This is a genomic window from Caballeronia sp. GAFFF2, from assembly GCF_023631485.1.
GTDB lineage: Bacteria > Pseudomonadota > Gammaproteobacteria > Burkholderiales > Burkholderiaceae > Caballeronia.
In genome coordinates this window covers 304185-327705 of sequence record NZ_JALQDA010000035.1, presented here as the reverse complement: position 1 = coordinate 327705, position 23521 = coordinate 304185, and the positions used below count along the sequence as shown (strand labels likewise).

The window sequence follows — 23521 nt, the reverse complement described above, 5'->3', positions numbered from 1 at the left end:
ACCGGAGATTCGTAACGATAAGCCGAAGTATTACTTGAACAAACGCCGGAATGAATACGACGCACCGGGGCGAGGCCGATTCGCATGAAAACACGTCGCGCTCGTACACGTCATTGCGCATCGTTCAACACGAGACTGCGTCCATTGGCGGCCGCCGCCCTGATTGGGTTCGCGACGCCCTCCCAAGCGGGACAGGTTGCGTCGAGCACGACGGGCGCTGTCTTATCGGATGACAGCTCTTATGTGGTTCCTCCGGGCACGACTATCACAACGCAGTCCGAGAACGCAATCGATGTCACGGCCATCGCGCCTGTCACGTTCAACAACGCGGGAGTCATCGTCAGTGCGGTCGACAACCAGGCGGCCGCGATCAAATTCTATGTGCCCGCAACGCTCACCAATAACGCGGGCGGCGCGCTGCTCGGCAATACGTTCGGCGTGCTTTTCGACGGCGGCGGGAATTCCAACGATCTGATCAACCGTGGCGACATAAGCGCACGAACCAGTCACGGTGTCGCGTATATCGACGCGTCGGGTGGGACGTTCGACAACTTCGGCACGATCAATGGCGCGGTCGCCGGGCCCATCAAGCAAACGCCCAATGGCGTCTATATCGGCTCGACCGGAACGGTGATCATCAACAATCACGCTAAGGCATCGATTGCTTCCGGCGTGGGCGATGCGACCTATGGCGACGGAATATTCGTCGAGACAGGCTCGGTCGTCATCAACAACGATGGATCGATAACCGGTTATCAGACCGGCGTGGTCAACACCGGAACGCTTCCAATGTCGGTCGTGAACAGCTCGACCGGAAGCATCCAGAGCACCGTTGGCGCAGGTGTTCAACTTCAACAGGACAGCACACTCGTCAATAACGGCAAAATCGCGAGTGCGGGATCGGCGGCGATTCTTCTCGTCGGTTCGAACAATCGCGTGACGCTGGGAACGGGGTCGTCGCTGCAAGGCGCGAATAACAATATCCTCGACATCGAAGGATTGGGAAACACGCTCGCGTTGACCGGCTCGGCCGTGCAGTCCGGGAACATCGCGACGGGCCGCGGGCCGGGATTGAGCCAGCTCACCTCGGGCGTGAAGAGCGTCTGGACGCTGACCGGCAACATCGCGATAGGTGGCACGACGCCGGACGCGCTCAACGTGATCGGCGATCTGACGCTCGGCGGCACGCTCACGCAGCACGGCGGGGCAAGCACGGTGCAGAACAGCGGCACCCTCACCATCGGTACTGGCAGCGCGGGCGGCTCGCTCGACGGCGACGTCGTGAACAACGGCATGCTGCGCTTCAATCGCAATACCGTGGCGACATTCGCGGGGCAGATCGTCGGCAACGGCACGCTTATTCAGGCTGGCAGTGGCGCCACTCACCTGACGAAAGCCGGCTCTAGCCAAGGCACGGTGGTTGTCGAAGCGGGCACGCTCGGCTTCGACCATCCGGGTGCTTTCAACGCCGGCGTATACACCACACGCGTCGGTGGGACGACAAGCATCTCGGACAAGTCGAGTCTGCAAATCGCCACGAACTTCACGCAGGAAGTAGGCTCGGCGCTGAACGTGGGCATAGGAAAGGTGCAGCCGATCATCACGGCCAGCACGGCGACGCTCAGGGGCGCGCTGACCGTGAGCGGTTTCGGAGCCGACGCGCCCAATACGGCCAGCGCGCTTACGAGCACGCAATTCAACATCATTCGGACGACAGGCGGGATCTCGGGCGATTTCGCCAGCGTCGGCTTCTCGGGCACGCAAGGCCCCGCCGATTACCTGACGCTCACCGGCGCGAAAAGCCCCGATGGCCTGAACTATAACGTTGGCTTCGGCCTGACGTGGCGCGCACCGGCCGCTATCGCCAACGGCACCTTCACTCTCGCCGATGCCGCGAGTACCTTCAACCTCGACGTGCCGCTGGCGGACCGGATCGGTGTCTTCGCGAGCGGCTGGGACGGCCGCACCTTGACGAAGACAGGTCCGGGCCTGTTGATCGTATCGGCGCCGCTAATCCACACCGGTGGCACGCTGATCGACGGCGGCACGCTGAGAACCGATGTGACGGACTCGCTCGCGACCAGCAGCAATGTCAACATCGCGAGCGGCGCCACGCTCGACATGAACGGCTTCGCGCAGCAAATCAACCAGTTGAGCGGCGCGGGCGCAATCGCGCTCGGCGGTGCGGCGCTCACCGCCGTCAATCTCGCCGATACCGCTTTCAGCGGCACGATCGGCGGTAGCGGAAGCGTGGTGAAAACCGGCCCGGCGACCCTGAGCCTGAGTGGCGCGAGCACGTATAGCGGCGGCACGACCATCGCTTCGGGCAAGCTGATCGCGGCAACCGGGACCGCACTCGGCGCAGGCGCGGTGACGAATAACGCCATTCTGCAACTGGATTTCGCCAACGACGCCCTGATGCTCAACACACTGAGCGGCTCAGGCGCGCTCTTGAAGACGGGCGTCGGCGCGGCGAATCTCGCCGCCTCCGGTTCGACGCAAGGCGCGGTCAGCGTCGAAGCCGGCACATTACGGCTTTTGCAAACTGGCGCGTTCACGACTGCGGCCGACTGGACGACCGCGTCCGGCGCGACCACCGCGCTGTCGAGCCGCAGCCAGCTCGGAGTCGGCCGCGCCTTCACCATGACCGGCACACTGTCCAGCATCGCGGGGGTTGCCGAACCGGTGATCTCGGCGAGCACGGCATCGATCGGTCCTGGCGCGATCTTCAACCTCGCGGGTTACACGGCAGCGCCCGCGACGAGCGCCGCGCAACTGGCAGCGGGCGCATTCACGGAAATCCACGCGACCACGCCCGGCGGGCTTAGTGGAACGTTCGCATCGACGCGCATCGGCGGCACGGCCAGTTCCGTCGATTTCCTGACGCTCTCGTCCGCTTATACCGCCCAGAACTACAACGTGGGCGTCGGGCTCACGTGGTATGCCGCGCACGGGACGACGCCCGCGACGGCGAACGGCGTCTTCACGCTCGTGCAACCCGGCGATTCGTTCGACATGGACGTCGTTCTCGCCAATGAGACGGCCAATCAGACGACGGGCTGGGATGGCAAGACGCTCACCAAGGCAGGCGCGGGCACGTTGCAATTGTCAAAGGCGAACACGTACACCGGCGCGACGCTGATCGAAGGCGGGACGCTGCAAGCCGGAGCGGAGAATGTCATCGCGCCGAGTTCGCGCGTGATGTTGTCGCCGGGCACGACATTCGATCTGAACGGTTTCAATCAGCAGGTCACGAGCCTCGCAGGCGCGGGCAACGTCTCGCTCGGCACGGCAACGCTCACGGCAAACTACAGTATGAACACCGTGTTCGACGGTGTCATCAGCGGCTCGGGCGGCTTCACGAAAACCGGCGCCGGCCGGTTGATTCTGAGCGCGGACCACACTTACACGGCGCCGACCACCATTGACGCGGGCGTGCTACAGCTCGGAACGGGCGGCGCGTCGGGCAGCGTCGCGGGCGATATCTCAACAACGGCGCGCTGGTGTTCAATCGCAGCGATCGCTACGTCTATGGCCACTCGATCAGCGGAACCGGCGCGTTGACGCAGCAAGGTTCTGGCGCGCTATTGCTGCCGGGCAGCCAGACATACAGCGGGACCACTCAAGTGAATTCGGGCGCGCTCATCCTGACCGACAACGCGCAATTGCCGAACACGCCGCAAGTATCGGTGGCGCAGGGCGCGACATTCGGCGGTTATGGCGGCGTGGGCGGCGCGGTGGTGAACAACGGATTGCTCGCGGTCGCGGATGCAGCGCCCGGTTTCGCGAATGCCGCGGCTGGCGCGTTCAGTATCGGCGGAACGTTGACGAACAACGGCGAAATCCGCATGAGCAGCCCGACGCCCACGAGTACGTTGACGGTCGCGGGCAACTACATCGGCAACAATGGATTGCTGACGTTGAGCACGGCGCTGGGCAGCGACGATTCCGCGACAGATCGCCTGATCGTGCATGGCGACAGTGCCGGTCAGACCGCCGTGAAAGTGCGGAACGCAGGCGGCGCGGGGGCGATAACGAGCAACGGAATCCGCATCGTTCAGGTGGATGGTCAGTCGAACGGCCAGTTCACGCTCGATGGCCGCGTCGTCGCGGGTCCATACGAATACAACCTGTACAAAGGCGGCGCGAGTACACCCGTCGATGGCAACTGGTATTTGCGAACCTTGACGGACGGACCGTCGCCGACACCGACACCCGCGCCACGACCCGAGCCGGGCGGCTATCTTGGCAATCAGGCAGCGGCGCGCGACATGTTCGTCATGACCTTGCACGACCGCGCGGGCTTCCCCGATCCCTTCGCCGTGGATGGCATGAGCGGCAACGAATCGACGGCCTGGGTGCGCACTCGCGCCGCGCACACCGACGGCAACGCGGCCGGCGGGCGGCTTGCCGAATCCACCGACACCGCGCTCTTTCAGGCGGGCATCGACTTGCTGCATCGCGTGTCGAACGCGCAGCATTGGCAGGCGGGCATCATGGCGGGTTATGGTTCGTCGACGACCGATGCCACTGCACGTAACAATCCCGCCACCGCGCGAGGCAATGTGAACGGCGCGAGCGCCGGCGTCTACGCGACCTGGCGCGCGAATGCGCTTTCGCCTGTCGGACCTTACGTGGATACGTGGCTGCAATATGCGCACTTCGACAACACGGTCAAGGGCGCGCAACTGAATGGCGAGAGCTACGCGAGCCATACGTGGGGCGGATCGGTCGAAGGCGGATGGGCGTTCGCGGTAGGTCAGACGTCGAGCGGCCCGGTGCTGATCGAGCCGCAAGCGCAAGTCATCTATTCGAACTATGCCGCCGACGATCACGTGGAGTCTGGGGGCACGATCGTCCATGGCGGCAATATCAATGCACTGACGACGCGCGTGGGCATGCGCGTTTTTCACGCGCCGGGATCGGCCGCGGCGCCAGGCTGGCTGCCGTATCTGGAAGTCAACTGGTGGCACGACACGAGCGGCAATTCCATCGCCTTCAATCAGATCGTGGTGTCGCAGGACGGCCCGAGGAATCGCCTCGAAGTAAAGGTCGGCGCGCAGGCGCAACTCGCGCGGAACTGGCGTCTGTGGGGCAACCTCGGCTACCAGCAAGGCGACGGCAATTATCGCAGCTATCAAGGTTTGCTGGGCGCGCGGTACATCTGGTGAGCACGCGCGCGCGTCAGCGCGTACCCGGACTCATGCGCTCCCCGATCTTGCGGCACGCGGCCTTGAGCGGTTCGATATAAGTTTCGACAGGCGTCGCGCTCTTTCTGAACAGCGGAATGCTCACGCTTACGCAGCCGAGCGTCGTGCCGTTCGCCCCGACGATCGCGCTGCCGTAACAAAAAATCTGCGCTTCGTTTTCCTCGCGGTCTTCCGCATAGCCGCGCGCGTGGCAGGCATCGAGTTCCGCATCGAGCGCGCGACGCTCGGTAATCGTATTCGACGTAAAGCGCTCGAACGCCATGCCTTGCAACAACGCATCGCGCTCGGCACGACCGAGCGTCGACAGATACGCCTTGCCCACCGAACTCGAATAGAGCGTGACACGCGTGCCGATGCGCGAAGCCATGCGCACCGCATGAGGACTTTCGAGCTTTTCGATATACACCATCTCCGCGCCGCTGCGCACGGCGAGATGCACGGTTTCCTGCGTACTGTCGCGCAGAGCCTGCAACGCGTCGGTGGCGGCGATGCGCAGATCGGAGCGCTCCCAGCTTCGGCTCGCAAGCGACATCAGACGCGGGCCGAGCGCATAACTTCCACCACGTGCGCTCTCGACCGCGAGCCCTTCGGCAATTAGCGCGCCGACGATGCGATACACCGTCGGACGCGGATAACCCGATCCCGCCGTGAGGCTGGCGACGGTCGGCGGTTCATCGGCATCGGCGATGAGTTGCAGCACCACCATGAACTTCGAGAACGCGGCGGTGCCGTTGGCTTTCGCCGCGTCGAAGGAGGAGGAAGAGGAGTCGGAAGCTGCGGACATTTTGGAAACCTGAGTGCGACGGCGCGCCGAGTATATCGGCACGCCGCGTGATCCGTCGATTGGCGCGTCAGGCGATCAAATAGCCGCCATCAACCGGCACGACCGTTCCCGTCATGAACGACGCCGCCGGCGACGCCAGAAACGCCACCACGCGCGCGACATCCTCCGGCAAGCCCCAGCGCTTCATGGGCGTGCGCTCGAGAATGGCTTGCGAGCGGCCGTCGTCCTCCTGCAGCGCCTGCGTAAGAGGCGTGGCAATCCAGCCGGGCGCGACCGCGTTCACGCGAATGCCTTCTGCCGCGTAAGCAATCGCGAGCGACTTCGTCAACTGCGCGACGCCGCCCTTGCTCGCGCTGTACGCGGGCACGAGACCGCCGCCGAAGAACGTCAGCATCGACGCCGTGTTGACGATCGATCCCCGGCTTTTCGCGAGTAACGGTCGCGCCGCCGAGCACATCCGCATGGTGCCGTTGAGATTCACGGCGATCACGCGCTCGAAGGTTTCGATGTCGTGCTCGTCGCCACGCTTGATCATGCCCGCGCAGTTGACGAGCACGTCGAGCGAATCGAGACGCGCGAAAAGATCGGCGGTGCTGGCGGCATCGGCGACATCGAGCGCGGCGACTTCAATTTCCGCGCCGAGCGCGTCCTTCTGCGCTGCCGTCGGCGCGATACCCGCCGCGATGACGCGCGCGCCAAGCGTCGCGAATTCCTGCGCGATGCCCGCGCCGATACCTTGCGTGCCGCCCGTCACGACGACGGTCTTGCCTTTGTACAGATCAGGTTGAAAAGTCATGAGTAGCTTGAATGATCAGACGACGGGAACGGCGGCGGCTTGCGCCTCGGAATCCTGAATCGGCGAGCGCACGACGAACATGTACACGAGCGCGGCGGCGAACGCCACGCCCGCGCTGATCAGGAACGCGTTGACGAACGAATGCGTCTTGTCGACCACGAGCCCGGTAATGAACGGCGCGAACGAGCCGCCGAAGTAACCGCCGAAGTTCTGGATGCTCCCGAGCGAGGCCACCATATGACGCGGAGCCGCGACCGAGACGAGCGCCCACGCCGCGCCGCTCGCCATGTTGACGAAGAACATTGCCGCCGACAAATACACGATGGCGAGCGTGAGATTCGGTGTGAACGCGGCCGGCACCGTGAAGAGCGCGCCGCCGATGAGACCCGAGCAGATCGGCCACTTGCGGCTGCGAATGGGCGCAACGCCGCGCGCCATCAGACCATCGGCGATAAAGCCCGACGAAAGCATGCCGAGCGTGCCGGCAAGATAGGGGATGGTCACGACCCAGCCGGTCTTCGCAATCGTCAGATGGCGCTCGTGTTCGAGATACGCCGGCAGCCACGTGAGATACAGCCACACCATGTAGATCACGCCCATGAAGCCGAAGATCATGCCCCAGGTCGTCGCCTTGCCGAAGAGACCGCGCCATTCCGCGAACGTCATATTGCGTTCGGCGCGCTGTGCGGGTTCGCCTTCGGTCAGATGCGCGACTTCCTGCGCATCGAGCGTGATGTCCTTGCGGTTCCGATACACCACATACCAGCCCACCGACACCATGATGCCGAGTATGCCCATGATGACGAACATGTTGCGCCAGCCGAAGTTGAGCAGCAACACGGTGAGAATGGGCGGAGCGAGCGCCGGGCCAATGGTCGACGACGTCACGAAGATGCCGGTCGGCTTGCCGCGTTCGCGCTGCGCGAACCATTCGCTGACGACCTTGGCGCCCGCCGGAAATTGAGGCGCCTCGCCGATACCGAGTGCGATGCGGGCCGCGAGAAACTGATGCAGCGTCGTGACGAGGCCGCCGAACAACTGCGCCACCGACCACACGAACATGCCGAGCCCGAGCATGATGCGCGCGCCGAAGCGATCGAGCATCACGCCGATGGGCAACTGCGAAAACGCGTACGCGAACGAGAATGCTGAGAGCAGCAAGCCCATCTGCGATGCGGACAGGCCCAGCTCCTGTGTGACCGAATGATTCGCGATGGAAAGCGTGCTGCGGTCGAGATAGTTCACGATCCCGGCAAGCGTCAGGAACGTGAGCGCGACCCACTGTATGCGCTTCAGGCGCGGCGATTTACTCTGCATGTTGTCTCCTCCGAAAGCCTTGTTTTTATGCTTCGGTTCGGTTGGCGAAAGGTGCTGCGGGAATTGCGTTGCTTCAGACCGTGCTTCAAGCCGTTGCTTCAAGCGTTATTCAGCGAATGAACTGATCGGCGAAATCCGCGCCCAGTCCAACGGCTTCGTAATGCTTGCGGCACATGTCCACCTTCGTGAACACGTCTTCATAACCGGTGTAGTTGCCGTACGGATCGCAATAGAACATCACGCCGTTCACCTGAAAGTAGGTGATCATTTCCTCGACGTCTTCGGGCACGTAAAGCGTGTGCGTTTCGCCGGGCGGCTCGAACACGTAGCTGCCTTCTGTTGCAATCCAGTCATGCTCCAGATAACGCCAGCGCCCCTTGAGCACCATGCCGTGCACGGCTTGCGGATGACGGTGACGCGACAGCACGCCCGACTTGCGCACGCGCAGCAGGTTCATCCAGTAACCGGTCGACACATTGAGGCACAGCGGACGAAACCAGACGTTCTCGGCTTGCGGGACCCACTCGCGCTCGTCGGTTGGAATCGCGTGACTTACGACGATTTCCTTCTGCGCTTCCTTGGGATTGGGATATTGATACGGCGTGAGGGCATCCGCCGAATTCTTGGGCGCGGGCATTCGCGTCTCCTTGTCCATATTGTGGATGGTTAAACCAAATTATGGACAGATATTCACGCGGCTGCAACAAATTGTCAAGATTCATCACGCGCTTAAAAATAGGGATTCGCACCGACGAAAAAAAAGCGGACCTGCGAGGCAGGTCCGCTTTGACGCAGCAATACGGTTCCTTGGGAAGGACCGATGGGCTTAACGCGCCATCATCAGCATGTGGACGTTATGCATGACCCATACCGTTCCGACGACAACGACGAGTGACATCAGAATCGTATAGGCGAACGACAAGGCGTGCCAGCGCTGCCCCTTCGATGCGTTCACGTGCAGGAAGAAAACCACGTGGACGATCATCTGCACGGCGGCCAGCACTGCAAGCGCCGTGATCGCGCGCTCGCCGCTGAACGTGCCCGACATCACGAGCCAGAACGACGCCAAGGTCAGCACGACCGCCAGCACGAAGCCGATCAGATAGCCACGCACGCTGACATGCGGGATATCGCCATGTGTTGAATGCGTATGTGCCATTAGACGAGGCTCGCAAGGTAGACGAAGGAGAACACGCAAATCCAGACGATGTCCAGGAAGTGCCAGAAAAGGCTCAGACAGGCGAGCCGGCGCAGTTCGCGTTCGCCCATGCCCGGCTTCGCGACCATCTGGACCGCAAGCACGATCAGCCAGATCATGCCGAGGGTGACGTGCAGACCATGCGTGCCGACGAGCGTGAAGAACGACGACCAGAACGCGCTGCGCTGAGGGCTGGCGCCTTCGGCGATCAGATGCGCGAACTCGTGCAGTTCCAGCCACAGGAAGCCCGCGCCCAGCAGAAACGTGACGATGAGCCACGCGAGCACGGCACCCGTCTTCTTGCGTTGCGCAAAAATCATCGCAAAGCCGAACGTCAGACTGCTCGTGAGCAGCAGCGCGGTTTCGATCGCGACATCGTTGAGATTGAAGAGATCCTTTGCTGTCGGGCCGCCCGCGAACTGATGCCCCATCATCGCGAAGGTCGCGAAAAGGGAGGCGAACAGCACGCAGTCGGTCATCAGGTAGGCCCAGAAGCCGAACACGGAATGCGACGAGTGTTCGTGCTCATGGTCATGCGCGTGATGCGCGGATAGTGTCGATTGCGACATTTACAGCACCTCCAGTTCCAGGTCGCGCGCGACGCCGGTCTTTGCAGGCGACTTCGGCGGACGGTTCCGCTCTTCGGTCGCCTTGACGGTCGCGGCGGGGATCATGTAGCCAGCGTTCGCACGGAAGCTGTAGCCGATGACGGTCGCGGCAATGCCGACCAGACCGACGATAGCCATCCACCAAATATGCCAAATGGCGGCAAAGCCGAGCACCAGCGCGAACACGCCGACGACAAGACCCGCGCTCGTGTTCGACGGCATGTGGATGGCGCGGTACGGTCCCTGATCGGCCATGCTGCGGCCGGTTTCCTTCATGTGGGCGAACTCGTCGAGTTCACGCACGGCTGGAATATGCGCGAAGTTGTAGACCGGCGGCGGCGAGCTGATCGCCCATTCGAGCGTGCGGCCGTTCCACGGGTCGCCCGTGACATCGCGATACGCCGGCTGGTTGCGGCGAATCACGCTGACTACGATCTGCGCGACCTGGAAGGCCACGCCCAACGCGATGATGCCGACGCCCGCAGCCGCGACCATCAGATACGGCTGCCATGCGGGGTTGTCGTAATGGTTGATACGGCGCGTCATGCCCATGAAGCCGAGGATGTAGATGGGCACGAACGCCACGAAGAAGCCCACGAACCAGCAAATGAAGGCGTTGCGGCCGAGCTTTTCGTCCAGCTTGAAGCCGAACACTTTCGGCCACCAGTACTGCACGCCGGCAAAGTAGCCGAACACCACGCCGCCGATGATAGCGTTATGGAAGTGCGCGATCAGGAAGAGGCTGTTGTGCAGCACGAAGTCCGCGCCGGGAATGGCCAGCATGACGCCCGTCATGCCGCCGAGCGTGAACGTGATGATGAAGCCGATGGTCCACAACACCGGCGTCGTGAACTGGATGCGGCCACGGTACATCGTGAACAGCCAGTTGAAGATCTTCACGCCGGTCGGGATGGAGATGATCATCGTCATGATGCCGAAGAAGGCATTGACGTTGGCGCCCGAACCCATGGTGAAGAAGTGGTGCAGCCACACAAGGAACGACAGCACCATGATGCAGCACGTCGCGTAGACCATCGTCTTGTAGCCGAACAGCGGCTTCTTCGAGAACGTCGAGACCACTTCCGAATAAATGCCGAAAGCCGGCAGAATCAGAATGTAGACCTCGGGGTGTCCCCAAGCCCAGATCAGGTTCAGATACACCATCGGGTTGCCGCCGCCGTCGTTCGTGAAGAAGTGCATGCCGAGGTAGCGGTCGAGACCGAGCAGCGCGAGCGCGACGGTCAGGATCGGGAATGTCGCCATGATCAGCACGTTCGAGCAGAACGCCGTCCATGTGAACACCGGCAGCTTCATCCACGTCATGCCGGGTGCGCGCATCTTCACGATGGTGACGAAGAAGTTCACGCCCGTCAGCAACGTGCCGACGCCGGAAATCTGCAAGGCCCAGATGTAGTAATCGACCCCGACGCCCGGACTGAACTGCGTCTCGGAGAGCGGCGGGTACGCGAGCCAGCCCGTCTTCGAAAACTCGCCGATGAAGAGCGAGAGATTGATCAGGACGGCGGCCACGGCCGTCATCCAGAACGACAGCGAGTTGATGAACGGAAACGCCACGTCGCGCGCGCCGATCTGCAAAGGCACCACGAGGTTGAAGAATGCGACCAGCAGCGCCATGGCCATGAAGAAGATCATGATGGTGCCGTGGGCCGAGAAAATCTGGTCGTAGTGATGCGGCGGGAAGATGCCGGGATTATTCAGCGCAATGGCTTGCTGCACGCGCATCATGATGGCGTCCGCGAAGCCGCGCACCAGCATGAGACCCGCCACGACGAGATACATGACGCCAATGCGCTTGTGATCCGTCGACGTCAGGTACTCGTTCCAGAGCCAGGCCCATTTGCCGAATTTAGTGAGAAGGGCGGCCGCACCGATCACCATGATTGCCATGAGGACCGTCGCCCCCATGATGATGGGTTCGTGGTACGGGATCGCCTCGAGCGTTAATTTGCCAAACATGGCTTACCCCTTGGTTACGCAGTTTTCGCCGTTGACATCGAAACGGCCGTTGTTGTACTTGCCGACGATGTTGTTGAAGAGCTTGGGATCGACGGTGGAGAAGTACTTCACCGGATCTTTCTCGCTCGGTTTCGCGACGCCGGCGTAGACGTCCATGTCCAGACGCGCGGGCGCGGTCTTGACCTTCTTCTGCCATGCATCGAAATCGGCGGAAGACATGGCGAGCGCGCGGAACTTCATGTCGGAGAAGCCTTGACCGCTGTAGTTCGCGGAGATGCCCGCATAGTCGCCCACGTGATCCGCTTGCAGATGCAGCTTCGTCTGCATGCCGGCCATTGCGTAGATCTGGCCGCCGAGTTGCGGGATGAAGAACGAGTTCATCACCGAATCCGACGTGATGCGGAAGTTCACCGGCGTGCCAACGGGAATGGCCAACTGGTTCACCGACGCAATGCCGAGATCCGGATAGATGAAGAGCCACTTCCAGTCGAGCGCGACGACTTCTACGTTGATCGGCTTGACATCCGATTGAAGCGGCTTGTACGGATCGAGTTCATGCGTGGTTTTCCACGTCAAAATGCCGAGGTACAGGATGATGACAGCGGGAATCGCCCAGACGACGATTTCGATTGCCGTGGAGTGCGTCCATTTGGGCGCGTAGGTAGCGTTCTTATTCGACGCGCGATAGCGCCACGCGAAGAACAGGGTCATCAAAATGACCGGGATGACGACGAGAAGCATGGTGTAAGTCGAAAGAGCGATCAACGAAGCTTCCGCTTTGCCGATGCTGCCCTTCGAGTCCAACACTTCCAGCTTGCATCCCGAGAGACAGAGACTGGCCACCCCCGCTAACAGTGGCGCTGCTAAACGTTTGGTTTTCTCATTCATTGCATTCGCTGGTTTCTTTGATCGAAGCGTTCTGAAAGAACGCCGTGCACGGCGTTGCGCCGCGCCACGATGATGCCATGCAGCATTGAGCACGAAAACGCTAATCTATGGAAAAGCGTTTCATTTGAAGTGCGTGCGACGCTGTGTCACGCGAACGCTTATTGCTCGCTTAATTTGTGACGAATTTATATGTCTTGAAGGCTTGATTTTTCGCAAGCGAAGCGCTTGTTTTAGCGGCTTTTATTGTTTTGGAGCGGTCTTGTCCAAGGCCTAAGCAAAACGAATTAACCAGACGGTGTGCCATGCTGACAGACGACTGGCAATCGTGTGTCAAATCATGTTGCAAGAGGTGATGGTACCGGTTGGGATGAGTAGAAAAGCGGTGTTGCAAGACGCGCAACCTCGCGCATACCCGATCCAAAGAAAGGCCTCGTGTGACATTCGTCAATATCAGCGCGTGACATGCGATTGTCGAGCGAGAAAGCTGCCCATACCATCGGGTGCAAGCGCAGGTGGAATCGAATCACGCAGCGCATTTCATTCGGGCAGTCCAATCATGAATCCACATCAAGCTGAAAACGGCGCGTCGCGCGCTTCCTCACATTTGTTTGCGCCGCTCGTCATTCGCGGTCGCACGCTCTTGCCTATCGTGCAGGGCGGCATGGGCGTTGGGGTGTCGGCGCATCGGCTGGCGGGCAGCGTCGCGCGAGAGGGCGCGCTCGGCACGATTGCGAGCATCGACCTGCGGCATCATCATGAGGATCTTCTCGCGATGTGCCGCGCCGATCCGTCGCGCGATACGCTCGAACGCGTCAATCTCATCGCGCTGGAACGCGAGATTCAGGCCGCGCGTGAACTGTCGCAAGGGCGCGGCATGATCGCGGTCAACGTCATGAAAGCCGTGCGCGCGCACGCCGACTACGTGCGCGTCGCGTGCGAGCAAGGCGCGGGCGCAATCGTCATGGGCGCGGGCTTGCCGCTCGACCTGCCCGATCTCACGCAAGGCCACGACATTGCGCTCATTCCCATACTTTCGGACAGTCGCGGCGTCGCGCTCGTGCTGAAGAAGTGGATGAAGAAAGGCCGCCTGCCCGACGCGATCGTGATCGAACATCCCGCGCATGCGGGCGGACATCTCGGCGTCAACGACGTCGCCGACATGCACAACGAGCGCTTCGGCTTCGAACGTGTACTCGGCGAATTGCAGACCGTGTTCGAATCGCTCGGGCTGAACCGAGGCGACGTGCCGGTGATCGTCGCGGGCGGCATCAACAGTCATGAAGCGGTGAGCAAGTGGCTGGCGGCGGGCGCGAATGGCGTGCAGATTGGAACGCCCTTTGCCGTCACCAAGGAAGGCGACGCGCATCCCGAGTTCAAGCGCGTGCTCACCGAAGCAACGCCGGAAGACATCGTGGAGTTCATCAGCGTGACGGGTTTGCCCGCGCGTGCGGTCAAGACGCCGTGGCTCATGCGCTATTTGCGCAACGAGGAGCGCATCCGCACGAAGATCGGCGCGCGCGAGCAGACGTGTCCGTCGGCGCTCGAATGTTTGAGCGCATGCGGTTTGCGTGATGGCATCGAGAAGTTCGGGCACTTCTGTATCGATACCCGGCTCGCGGCGGCTTTGCGTGGCGATGTCAACAACGGCCTCTTCTTCCGTGGACGTGAAACCTTGCCATTCGGTCCGGCCATTCGCAGCGTGCGCGACTTGATCGAGCTTCTTCTGACCGGAGCGACGAAGCCGTTACTGAGCCTCCGATAAATTCCGCCGAAACGATGTTCTTCGCGCCGCGCAACGAAGCTCGGCCCTGCTCCTATTGATGCGCGCGAGGCTTTCGCCCTAACCTGCGTGACCATTGCAACAGGAGCATGTCGACCGTGGCGAAGCGATTTCCCCTTCACCCCAGCCACCCGGAGCGTAACTGCTGGGGCTGCGACCATTACTGCTCCGAGAAAGCGATGCGCTGCGGCAATGGCTCGAATCGCACGCAGCATCCGGCCGAATTGCTCGGAGAAGACTGGTACGAGTTCGGCGATTGGGATCTCGGCGTGGTCGAAAACGCTACTTCCGTCGCGCCATCCGCCAAGTAACGCGTTCTCGAAATAGATCAATCGACGCGGCGACCAGCGCTTTAGAACTAATCCGAACCTCAGGCGCAGGCTGCATCCCTAGAATTCGGGCATCTCATAAACACAGCGATGCCCGACATGTCCACGAAGCTCGAATTCGAATCTCCCGAAGGCCGTCTTTCCCTGTCTATCGACGATGTCGAATTCATGGCTTACGGTGCCGGTGAACTCGCCATGCGCTCGATGCGCGAGCTCGTCGAACGCATGCGCCGCATGGGGCTTGGCGCAATTGCCGAAGCACATGCACGCGTGCAGGCGCAGAGCAAGGTGACGATCATGGAATTGCGCGAGATGCGCGAGGACGCGGAAGCCATCCTTCTGCTGGGAAGCCAGGGTGAGACGATAGACGACACCATCACGCCGCGGCTCGACGCATTGCGTCAAACGATCGCGCAGACGCAGGTGGACATGCGTGCAAGCGTGGACCGTCTCGCGGCGCTCGCCGTCTCGTGCCACGAAGCGCTGATGCGTATTCCCGGCTACCGTCCGCCTTCGGGACCGCGCGGCTGAGCCGATCTTATCGAAAGTCTGTCGCGAAGCTCAACTGCCTGAATACTTCCGCAACAGCGCATTCACGTCGATGCGCTGACCTTGCAGCAGCATGATGCGCGCATGCAGCACGAGGTTTTCGAGCACGAGCAGCGCGGTGGTGAGCATGTAGGTGAGGCTGACATCGCCGGGATTGAGGCCGCTGTCTTGCAGACCGCGATGCCGTTCCAGAAGCGAAGTCAACACGAGACGGCGCAGTTCCGGTTCGCCGAACGGCAGGTCGCCGTAATCGACCGGATCTTCTTGTTCCAGTTCTTCGAGCAGGCCGGCCAATTCGTTGATGGTCACTTCCATGGCTTCTCCGACGTCGACTTGCGTGAGCGGTGAGCTAGCAGTTCCATGGTGCCACGTCCGGCCAGAAAACAAAACAGCCTCGGCGTACACTCGAAACGATCAGTTCCAACGCAACGACGCAGCGCCAGAAAAGGAGCCGAATGGCAAAGCCCGCGCCCGAACCGTGGTATCGGCCGTTACCGGAAGAAACGTGCGCGCTATGCGGGCGACCCGTGCCCGCGTCCGAGCGCGACCTGCATCATCTCGTGCCGAAGTCTCAGGGCGGACGGCAGACGGCGGTGCTGCATCGCATCTGTCATCGGCAACTGCATGCGCTCTTTACCGAGAAGGAACTCGCGCAACGATTCGCCACCATCGACGCGCTCATGCAGGACGAAGCAGTGCGGAGCTTCGTCGACTGGGTGCGCACCAAGCCGAATAGTTTTTATCAGCGCACCCGACGCTCGGCGCGCAAGCGGTGACGCGGACCGCGTCTGCGTCATTGCGCCATCGAGACATCCGCGCGCAGCGCCGAGATTCCGAAGCGCTGCATGATGTAACTCTCGACGACGAGTTGCAGGTCGCGCTCGCGCGGCCGCGTGCCCCAGCGGCTGTTCCCGGCCACCGATGCGATGGTGAACCACGAATGCGGCGGAAACAGTTCCACGCGCAATAGCCCGCGCTCCAGTATTCTCAACCGCCCCGTGTCGACGTGAAACTCGGCGCTTATCGTGCCGCTCTGCGTGTCGATGCTCGCTGTTACCGCCTTCGAATTCATGGTCTCGCTCTCGTGTGATATCGATTCGATGCCGACGCCCCGACGCCAGCTACTCCGTTGCTTTCGGAAGCGCCCCGAACGTTCCTTGGCTTCCGCGCTTACCCAAACCTTAGATCTGCAACTTTTGCACGCATAGTCCCGCTTGCGCGGGGAGACGGACGGGGGAGGTCCCCATCGGTCGTGCAGAAAGATGCTTATAGGCATACAGTACTGAAGTTGCGATTTGCCGCCGAAACATCGGCGCGATCGGCAAGATCACCGCAACACGTGTGTGACAGCGCGGCGAACGTTCGTTGTCGCACATAAAAAAACGATGCGCGCTCTCGCGCGCACTTCCGTTTCGACCGTGTCCCTGAGGTGTCGCAAGGACGCGGTTCCTGTCATAAGCCTGAAAGAGGGAAAACAATCATGCGCAAGGCGTATTCCTATGCAGCATCCGCCGCCGACAAACCGCTCGGCCCGCTTGACATCGAGCGTCGCGATGTCGGCCCGAACGATGTCCGCATCGACGTGCTGTTTTGCGGCGTCTGCCACTCGGACCTGCACATGGCGCGCAACGAGTGGGGCGGCACGAACTATCCGGTCGTGCCGGGCCATGAGATTGTCGGGCGCGTGGCGGAAGTCGGCGCCGAGGTGACGAAGTTCAAGGTGGGCGATCTGGCGGGCGTCGGCTGCATGGTCGATTCTTGCCGCGTGTGCCCGTCTTGCAAGGAAGGCGAGGAGCAGTTCTGCGAGAGCCCGGAAAGCTTCGTGCAGACGTACAACTCGCCCGACAAGAAGTCGGGCGGCGTGACGTACGGCGGATATTCGACCTCGATGGTCGTCGACGAAGCCTTCACGTTGAAGGTGCCTGACAACCTCGACCCGGCGGCCGTCGCACCGTTGCTGTGCGCGGGCATCACCACGTACTCGCCGTTACGTCACTGGAACGTGCAGCCGGGCGACAAGGTGGGCGTCGTCGGACTGGGCGGCTTGGGCCATATGGGCGTGAAGCTGGCGGCGGCGATGGGCGCGCATGTCGTCTTGTTCACGACATCACCGGGCAAGATCGAGGATGCGAAGCGTCTCGGCGCGAACGAGGTGGTGATCTCGAAGGACCCGGAGCAGATGGCGGCGCACGCCAACAGCTTCGATTTCATTTTGAACACGGTGGCGGCATCGCACGATCTCGACCAGTTCATGGTCTTGCTCAAGCGTGATGGCACGATGACGCTGGTTGGCGTGCCGGAGCATCCGCATCCTTCGCCGGCTGTGTTCAACCTGATCTTCAAGCGCCGGTCGATTGCAGGTTCGCTGATCGGCGGTATTGCGGAGACGCAGGAGATGCTGGATTTCTGCGGCAAGCACGGGATCACGTCCGACATCGAGATGATTCGCATGGATCAGATCAACGACGCCTACGAGCGTATGTTGAAGAGCGATGTGAAGTATCGGTTCGTGGTGGATATGGGGACGTTGGCGCAGTAGGGGAGTTATTTGGTGAGGTAACGGAGAGCCCGCGTGAGCGGGCTTGTTCCGTGGTGTTTAGCGACCTTCGCGAACGCGACGTTCCAGGCGGAATATGCCCGGCGGAACGAAGTACGTGCCAAAGCGCACGAGCCCCGTCTTTTTCAAATGACAAGTCATTTCGAAGCTTACCTGCAAGCCGGGATCGTCGTTTTGCAAGATGCCGATATCGATAGAACGAATCCGCGGCTCATACTTCAAAAGCGTTGCTTCCATTTGCTGCTTGAGCGCGTGTGACGAGCCGGGCAACTCCTTATAAACATTGGTCAGATCCGGCAGACCGTAGTCTGGTAGATGCTTCAGTGCGCCCGCACGCGTATTGAGAATACGCCGCACGTTTTGCTGCACGCTCAAGGCTTCGAGCGTGCGGTCGTCGAAATGGTCGATCGACTCCCCGTCAATCTGACCGAGGAGCATGTCGTAGAGCGATGGGCCGGCCGCCATGACGCAGCGCTCAGCCGTGTGCAGCGACAACTTCGCCGCGATCGACGAATTCAATCGTCAGATTGCCTTCTTCCGAACTTGCAAGCCGAACCTCGGCCGGCGTCGTGCCGGTGGCCATACGTGTCAGAAGTTCGCGCGAAACGGTCGGCAGGATGCGCTGATCGAGGAACGTGTCGACATTGCGCGCGCCGGATTCGCGGGCGAGGCACAGTTCTGCGAGCGAGGCGATGAGCGTATCGTCGCAAACGAGATTGACGTCATGCTGCTTTTGCAAGCGGTCCGAAATCTTGCCGAGTTTCAGCCGAACGATCTGCGCCAGAGCGTCGGCGGCCAATGGCCGGTAGACGAGCGTCTGGAAGCGCGCGAGCAAAGCCGGTTGAAAATGCTTGACGAGCGGCTCGTGGATCGCATTGAGGAGCGCCGCCTGGGCAATGTCCGGATTGTCCGTCGTCACTTCGTCGATCTGCGCGCTGCCAAGATTCGACGTCATCAAAATCACGCAGTTGCGGAAGTCGATTTCGCGACCTTCGCCATCGCGCATGGTGCCGCGGTCGAACACCTGATAGAAGATATCGAGCACGTCGCGATGCGCCTTCTCCACTTCATCGAGCAATACGACGCTATAAGGGCGTTGCCGCACCGCTTCGGTGAGAATACCGCCGCGTCCGTAACCGACGTAACCTGGTGGCGAACCCTTCAGCTGCGAGACCGTGTGCGCCTCCTGATACTCCGACATATTGATCGTCGTAAGGGCGGCCTCGCCGCCAAAGAGAACATCGGCAAGCGCGAGCGCGGTTTCGGTCTTGCCGACACCCGAAGGTCCTGTCAGCAGGAACACGCCGAGCGGCGCGTGCTCGCTCTTGAGTCCCGCCTTCGCCGTGCGCAGGCTTTGCGCAAGTGTGCCGAGCGCGTCGTTTTGCGCAACCACGCGTGCGGCCATGCGCTCCTCCAGCGCGAGCAGGCTCAGAAGCTCGTCTTCGACCAGACTGCCCACCGGCACGCCTGTCCACTCCGCGACGACGCGGGCAATGGCTTGGGCGTCGACATCGGCGAAGATGAGCGGAGTCTTGCCTTGCGCGTCGGCGAGCGCGTGGCGGGCTTGCGACAAGGCATCGGCATGCGGCTTAGTGCTGCCGTCGCCCCGCTGTTCCAGTAGACTCTGCACGAGCGTCAGTTCTCGTTCATAACGCGCGTGCAGGTCACTCGCTTCTTGCTTCGCGTGCATGATCGATACATCGAGTGCCGCGCGACGGGCCGCCACGTCGGCAACACCGGCGCGCTCGTCGGCATCGAGCGTCGCGCACTCGAGTTCCAGCGCAGCCACTGCCGCTCGCGCGCGTTGCAGTTCGGCCGGCGGCGAATCGAGTCCCATGCGAACCCGTGCCGCTGCGGTGTCGATGAGATCGACGGCCTTGTCCGGCAACTGCCGCGACGGAATGTAACGGCGCGACAGCTTGACGGCGGCGACGAGTGCCTCGTCGCGAATGTGCACGTGGTGATGCCGTGCGTAACGCGTGGCAAGGCCGCGCAACATGAGACATGCGGCATCGTCGCCGGGTTCTTCGACCTTGACGAGCTGGAAGCGCCTTTCGAGCGCTGCATCGCGTTCGAAATACTCCTTGTATTCGGCCCAGGTCGTTGCTGCAATCGTGCGCAGTTCGCCACGCGCGAGCGCCGGCTTGAGCAGGTTCGCGGCGTCCGATCCGCCTGCTGAATTGCCCGCGCCGATCAATGTATGCGCTTCGTCGATGAACAGTAGAACCGGCGTGCTCGATGCGCGCACTTCGTCGATCACGTTCTTCAGACGCTGCTCGAATTCGCCCTTCACGCCAGCGCCCGCCTGCAGCAGGCCGAGGTCGAGCGTGAGAATGCGTACGTCGCGCAGGATTGCGGGCAAGCTGCCGTCGATGACACGCAGGGCCAGCCCTTCGACAATCGCGGTCTTGCCTACGCCCGGATCGCCGACGAGGATCGGGTTGTTCTTGCGACGGCGCACGAGCACGTCGATCATTTGTTGAATCTCGCGTTCCCGTCCGAACACGGGGTCGATCTCGCCACGGCGGGCCTTTTCTGTCAGATCGATAGCAAAGCGCGCAAGGGCTTCGCCTTCGGTCGAGCGTGGCGGCGCGGGTGTAGCAGATGGCAGATTTTCTTCGGATGCCGACGCTGCCTGTTCGCGCGCCTCGTCTTCCGCTTCCGGTTCCTCGACGCGGTTTTCGCACGACAAACGGCCAAGACGCGGCAGCAACCGCTCGATCTGCATGCTGGACAGCGACAGCAGCGGCCAAGCGTCTTTCGTACGCAGCACGTGCGGCGCGTCGATGATCGCCCGCAGCAAGTGCGCCGAGCGAATCTTGCCGTCGATATCCTCGCGTGACGCCAAGGTCCACGCGTCTTGCAGCACGCTTGCGAGCTGAATTGAAATCGAAGGCATGCCCCGCAGATTGCGTGGCAGCCGATCAATGGCTGCGAGCAGTGCGTTCCACACCGCATCGACATCGATATCGTAGTGTTTGAGGATCGCCGGAATGTCCCCGTCATCGGCCTCGATCAGCTTCAAAAGCCAGTGCTCGACCGTGATTTCGTCGGATAGACGCGTTTGGCAAAGGCTCGCGGCCGCTTCAAGCGTACGTGAGCAGTGCGGGTTGAGCCGGCGAAGCAGTTGCGTGGAATCTCGGGATGTCATAACGGGAAAGCGAAGAGAACCGAAGGAGGCGAAATATGAAAAATCGCCGGCCCATTCGATATGGACCGGCGACGGACCCGATCAGCGGATCAGATCCGTTTGCAACTCAAGCGCCTGAATTACGAGCGCTCGTTCCACGTGTCAGCGTGAATGATGTTGCCGTCCTTGTAGGCCCACGTGATTTTCTCGTAGCGCAGTTCCACCTGTTCGAGGTGGTTGTGCTTTTCGTAGTCGGGAACCTTGATGTCGTGCATTTTCGGTCGCACAGCGACGACCTTGACGTTCTCGAGCTTGGTGTTGAAGTATTCCTTCTCCTTGCCCGCGTCGTCGATCTTGTACCACTTCATCTCGACCGACTTCAGCGTCTGACCGCTCGTCACAGCCTTGTACAGATAAGGCGTCGACGCGTCCGTTTCCTTCGTGAAGGTGATCGGCGCGTGCACGCGCGTGCCGGTCAGCTTGCCGGTGTTGCCGTCGGTCGGGATGTGGATGCCGTGATCGAAAGCGACGACTTCGACGCTGCCTTCACGATCTTGCACGGTAACGGAACCCTTGATGTCGGCGCCACCGTCATCCTTGAGCCACATGTATGCGGGAATTGCCATTTACTGCTCCTTCTTAGTACAACAAAACGTGCTCGGGAGAGCATTCTCCCGGGCCTCAAGATCCCAAGGCCGTAGCCCCGGGGATTCTAAAATCTACTTGTTCGTATCAGGCACAAGCGTAATTTCCACGCGTCGATTCGTCGCACGCCCTTCTGGCGTGTTGTTATCGGCAATCGGGCGCGTGTCGCCGTATCCTTGCGTAGCGAACTGCGTGGCGGAGATACCCGACGCGTCGATTAACCAGTCACGTAACGCCGCTGCACGCGCCATGGAAAGTGTCAGGTTGCTACGCGGATTGCCTGCGTTATCCGTGTGTCCCGCGACCAGAATACGCTTGTCCGGATGCGCCTTGATCATCTCCACGGCGTCGAACAATGCCCGATTCGAACCAGGCTTAAGCATTGCCTTGCCGCTATCGAACAACGACATACTGTCGAGTGTCACGACCGCAGGCGGCGGTTCAGGTGGCTGATATGCGGCGATCGCGGTATTGAGCGAAGGCATGAGCGGCGCACCGTGATATTCGCCGAGCGACAGCCGCAATGGGACACCCGAACGCCCGTAACGATCGAGTTCGTCGCGATCGGCGATAAGCGCGTGCAGCGCGTCGCGGCGACCGGCATCGTGCTCGGGTGCGATGCCCGCATAGCGCTCCATATGTCCGCCGATACGTGTCAGCAACGCGGCGTTGTTCCGGCCTGCGCCCCAAAATGCGGCGGCCAGCGCGAGCGCGCACATTGCGCCGACATGCGCGAGTGCTACGTGCCGCGGCGACGCTCTCACGCGCTGCGACATAGCCGCGATCAACGGCTGTGGCAGAGGCCACGGCGCAGGCGAGCCCGCGACGACCGCCGGTATAACGCGCGTCTGCATCTGGACGTCGCGCTCCCACGGTTTATCGGCATTGCTTGCGGGACCGCAGTCGATCCACCCGGCGCCGTGAAGCGCCCACGGGGCTGCCGGCTGACGGGAATCGGCTAGTGTGTCGAATATCACGCGCTGGGTCCATCCGATAATCGAAGCCAGTCCGGCAACGCTTGCGGCAGCATATGGGTCTGTTGCGTGCCGGCGTGCATCCGTTTCGGAACTCTCGATTACCGCATCGAAGCGCTTCATGTCGGTGAGCGGCGATCCGCTTGAGATCCCGTGCCACTGCACGGCGGCGAGCGCATCGGTCTGCGCGTTTCTGACCAGCCGTTGATACACGGCGACATAGCCGGGCAACGGTGCACCGATCATGCGAGAGGCATCGGCGACTGCCTGACGGACGATCCGCAGCGACTGTGACAGCGCGTCAGCGTCGGCATGCAGCGCAGGCGCCACGCTCAGCACGATGCCGTCAGGTGCGTGACCGTCGCGCCATTGCCGCATGGCGAGCGCGAGGCGCGGCAGATCCTGGATACGATCCGCACGTACCCAGATGGCTCCCTCTCCGACATGAACAAGACGTTCCCTGCTGCTCTCATGATTGAAGATCGATGGCAGGGCGTCACCCGTCACCAGGACGAGCGGCATGCGCGTGCGAAGCCTGAGTGGTACCTCCGCCGTGGCGGAGCCGAGCGCCGTCAAAACGTGTTCACTGGCCTGACGCGCTCGTGTCTGTTGATGCGTGCTCAAACCGATGGCGAGTAATGCCGCCAGCACGACGACGGCAGTCAATGACCAGGCGAGCGTCGTCGTCACCGGCATGACGAGCCAAAGCACGGCGAGCATCAGCGCTGCGGCGATACCGACTACTGTGCGAAAGGGATACCCCAGCCGTTGCATTGAAT

21 protein-coding genes are annotated in these 23521 nt (G+C 61.6%); 7 read left to right on the top strand and 14 right to left on the bottom strand.

What is annotated here, in order from left to right; translation table 11 throughout:
- Positions 1–144: 144 nt before the first annotated feature.
- Together NCT04_RS27620 and NCT04_RS27615 are read left to right on the top strand one after the other, a co-directional pair.
- Complete coding sequence (locus NCT04_RS27620) at positions 145–3564, top strand: autotransporter-associated beta strand repeat-containing protein (RefSeq protein WP_250468854.1); 3420 nt, start codon at positions 145–147, stop codon at positions 3562–3564.
- On the top strand, positions 3504–5171 hold the full coding sequence (locus NCT04_RS27615; protein WP_250468843.1) for an autotransporter family protein: 1668 nt from the start codon (positions 3504–3506) through the stop codon (positions 5169–5171). The genes NCT04_RS27620 and NCT04_RS27615 overlap by 61 nt, the downstream gene beginning before the upstream one ends.
- Before the next feature lie 13 nt (positions 5172–5184).
- Here the strand turns inward: NCT04_RS27615 and NCT04_RS27610 are convergent, their stop codons facing one another.
- From NCT04_RS27610 to cyoA, 8 genes are all read right to left on the bottom strand, one after another.
- Positions 5185–5994 (bottom strand): IclR family transcriptional regulator, encoded by an 810-nt coding sequence (locus NCT04_RS27610; RefSeq protein WP_250468841.1) that lies wholly within the window; start codon positions 5992–5994, stop codon positions 5185–5187.
- A gap of 67 nt (positions 5995–6061) precedes the next feature.
- Positions 6062–6790: an SDR family NAD(P)-dependent oxidoreductase gene (locus NCT04_RS27605; RefSeq protein WP_244829912.1), complete on the bottom strand. Its 729-nt coding sequence runs from the start codon at positions 6788–6790 to the stop codon at positions 6062–6064.
- A 15-nt stretch (positions 6791–6805) separates the two neighbouring features.
- Entirely contained in the window at positions 6806–8107 is a 1302-nt protein-coding gene (locus NCT04_RS27600) for an MFS transporter (protein WP_250468838.1), read from the bottom strand.
- A gap of 109 nt (positions 8108–8216) precedes the next feature.
- Entirely contained in the window at positions 8217–8744 is a 528-nt protein-coding gene (locus NCT04_RS27595; RefSeq protein WP_250468830.1) for a 2,4'-dihydroxyacetophenone dioxygenase family protein, read from the bottom strand.
- A gap of 189 nt (positions 8745–8933) precedes the next feature.
- Entirely contained in the window at positions 8934–9266 is a 333-nt protein-coding gene (cyoD, locus tag NCT04_RS27590) for a cytochrome o ubiquinol oxidase subunit IV (RefSeq protein ID WP_250468828.1), read from the bottom strand.
- Positions 9266–9874: a cytochrome o ubiquinol oxidase subunit III gene (cyoC, locus tag NCT04_RS27585; protein WP_250468826.1), complete on the bottom strand. Its 609-nt coding sequence runs from the start codon at positions 9872–9874 to the stop codon at positions 9266–9268. Before cyoC ends, cyoD begins: the two co-directional genes overlap by 1 nt.
- Positions 9875–11890, bottom strand: coding sequence for a cytochrome o ubiquinol oxidase subunit I (gene cyoB, locus NCT04_RS27580; protein WP_244829917.1), 2016 nt, complete (start codon positions 11888–11890; stop codon positions 9875–9877). It abuts the gene before it with no gap.
- Between the two features lie 3 nt (positions 11891–11893).
- Positions 11894–12778, bottom strand: coding sequence for a ubiquinol oxidase subunit II (cyoA, locus tag NCT04_RS27575; protein WP_244829918.1), 885 nt, complete (start codon positions 12776–12778; stop codon positions 11894–11896).
- Between the two features lie 556 nt (positions 12779–13334).
- Between cyoA and NCT04_RS27570 the strand changes: the two genes are divergently transcribed.
- The 3 genes from NCT04_RS27570 (at position 13335) to NCT04_RS27560 (ending at position 15418) form a co-directional block, all read left to right on the top strand.
- Positions 13335–14540 (top strand): NAD(P)H-dependent flavin oxidoreductase, encoded by a 1206-nt coding sequence (locus NCT04_RS27570; protein WP_250468824.1) that lies wholly within the window; start codon positions 13335–13337, stop codon positions 14538–14540.
- 116 nt (positions 14541–14656) lie between these two features.
- The gene (locus NCT04_RS27565; RefSeq protein ID WP_250468816.1) at positions 14657–14869 is read left to right on the top strand and encodes a DUF3079 domain-containing protein; all 213 of its coding nucleotides are present in this window, start codon (positions 14657–14659) and stop codon (positions 14867–14869) included.
- Between the two features lie 117 nt (positions 14870–14986).
- Positions 14987–15418, top strand: a complete 432-nt coding sequence (locus NCT04_RS27560; RefSeq protein ID WP_244829921.1) for a hypothetical protein — start codon at positions 14987–14989, stop codon at positions 15416–15418.
- A gap of 30 nt (positions 15419–15448) precedes the next feature.
- Here the strand turns inward: NCT04_RS27560 and NCT04_RS27555 are convergent, their stop codons facing one another.
- Positions 15449–15751, bottom strand: a complete 303-nt coding sequence (locus NCT04_RS27555; RefSeq protein WP_244829922.1) for a hypothetical protein — start codon at positions 15749–15751, stop codon at positions 15449–15451.
- A gap of 140 nt (positions 15752–15891) precedes the next feature.
- On the opposite strand from NCT04_RS27555, the gene NCT04_RS27550 reads away from it, so the two are divergent.
- A complete protein-coding gene (locus tag NCT04_RS27550; protein ID WP_244829923.1) occupies positions 15892–16212 on the top strand; it encodes an HNH endonuclease in 321 nt (106 codons plus the stop codon).
- Between the two features lie 17 nt (positions 16213–16229).
- Here the strand turns inward: NCT04_RS27550 and NCT04_RS27545 are convergent, their stop codons facing one another.
- Entirely contained in the window at positions 16230–16508 is a 279-nt protein-coding gene (locus tag NCT04_RS27545) for a hypothetical protein (RefSeq protein ID WP_250468814.1), read from the bottom strand.
- Positions 16509–16916: 408 nt separating this feature from the next.
- Between NCT04_RS27545 and NCT04_RS27540 the strand changes: the two genes are divergently transcribed.
- Positions 16917–17975 carry an NAD(P)-dependent alcohol dehydrogenase gene (locus NCT04_RS27540; RefSeq protein ID WP_250468812.1) on the top strand — a complete coding sequence of 353 codons (1059 nt, stop codon included), beginning with the start codon at positions 16917–16919 and terminating at the stop codon, positions 17973–17975.
- 57 nt (positions 17976–18032) lie between these two features.
- Here NCT04_RS27540 and tssE read toward each other — a convergent pair whose 3' ends face one another.
- The 4 genes from tssE to NCT04_RS27520 form a co-directional block, all read right to left on the bottom strand.
- On the bottom strand, positions 18033–18458 hold the full coding sequence (tssE, locus tag NCT04_RS27535; protein WP_250469499.1) for a type VI secretion system baseplate subunit TssE: 426 nt from the start codon (positions 18456–18458) through the stop codon (positions 18033–18035).
- Between the two features lie 10 nt (positions 18459–18468).
- Positions 18469–21144: a type VI secretion system ATPase TssH gene (gene tssH, locus NCT04_RS27530; protein ID WP_250468810.1), complete on the bottom strand. Its 2676-nt coding sequence runs from the start codon at positions 21142–21144 to the stop codon at positions 18469–18471.
- 119 nt (positions 21145–21263) lie between these two features.
- Positions 21264–21749, bottom strand: coding sequence for an Hcp family type VI secretion system effector (locus NCT04_RS27525; RefSeq protein ID WP_244829927.1), 486 nt, complete (start codon positions 21747–21749; stop codon positions 21264–21266).
- A 93-nt stretch (positions 21750–21842) separates the two neighbouring features.
- The gene (locus tag NCT04_RS27520; RefSeq protein ID WP_250469498.1) at positions 21843–23516 is read right to left on the bottom strand and encodes an OmpA family protein; all 1674 of its coding nucleotides are present in this window, start codon (positions 23514–23516) and stop codon (positions 21843–21845) included.
- Positions 23517–23521 lie beyond the last annotated feature (5 nt).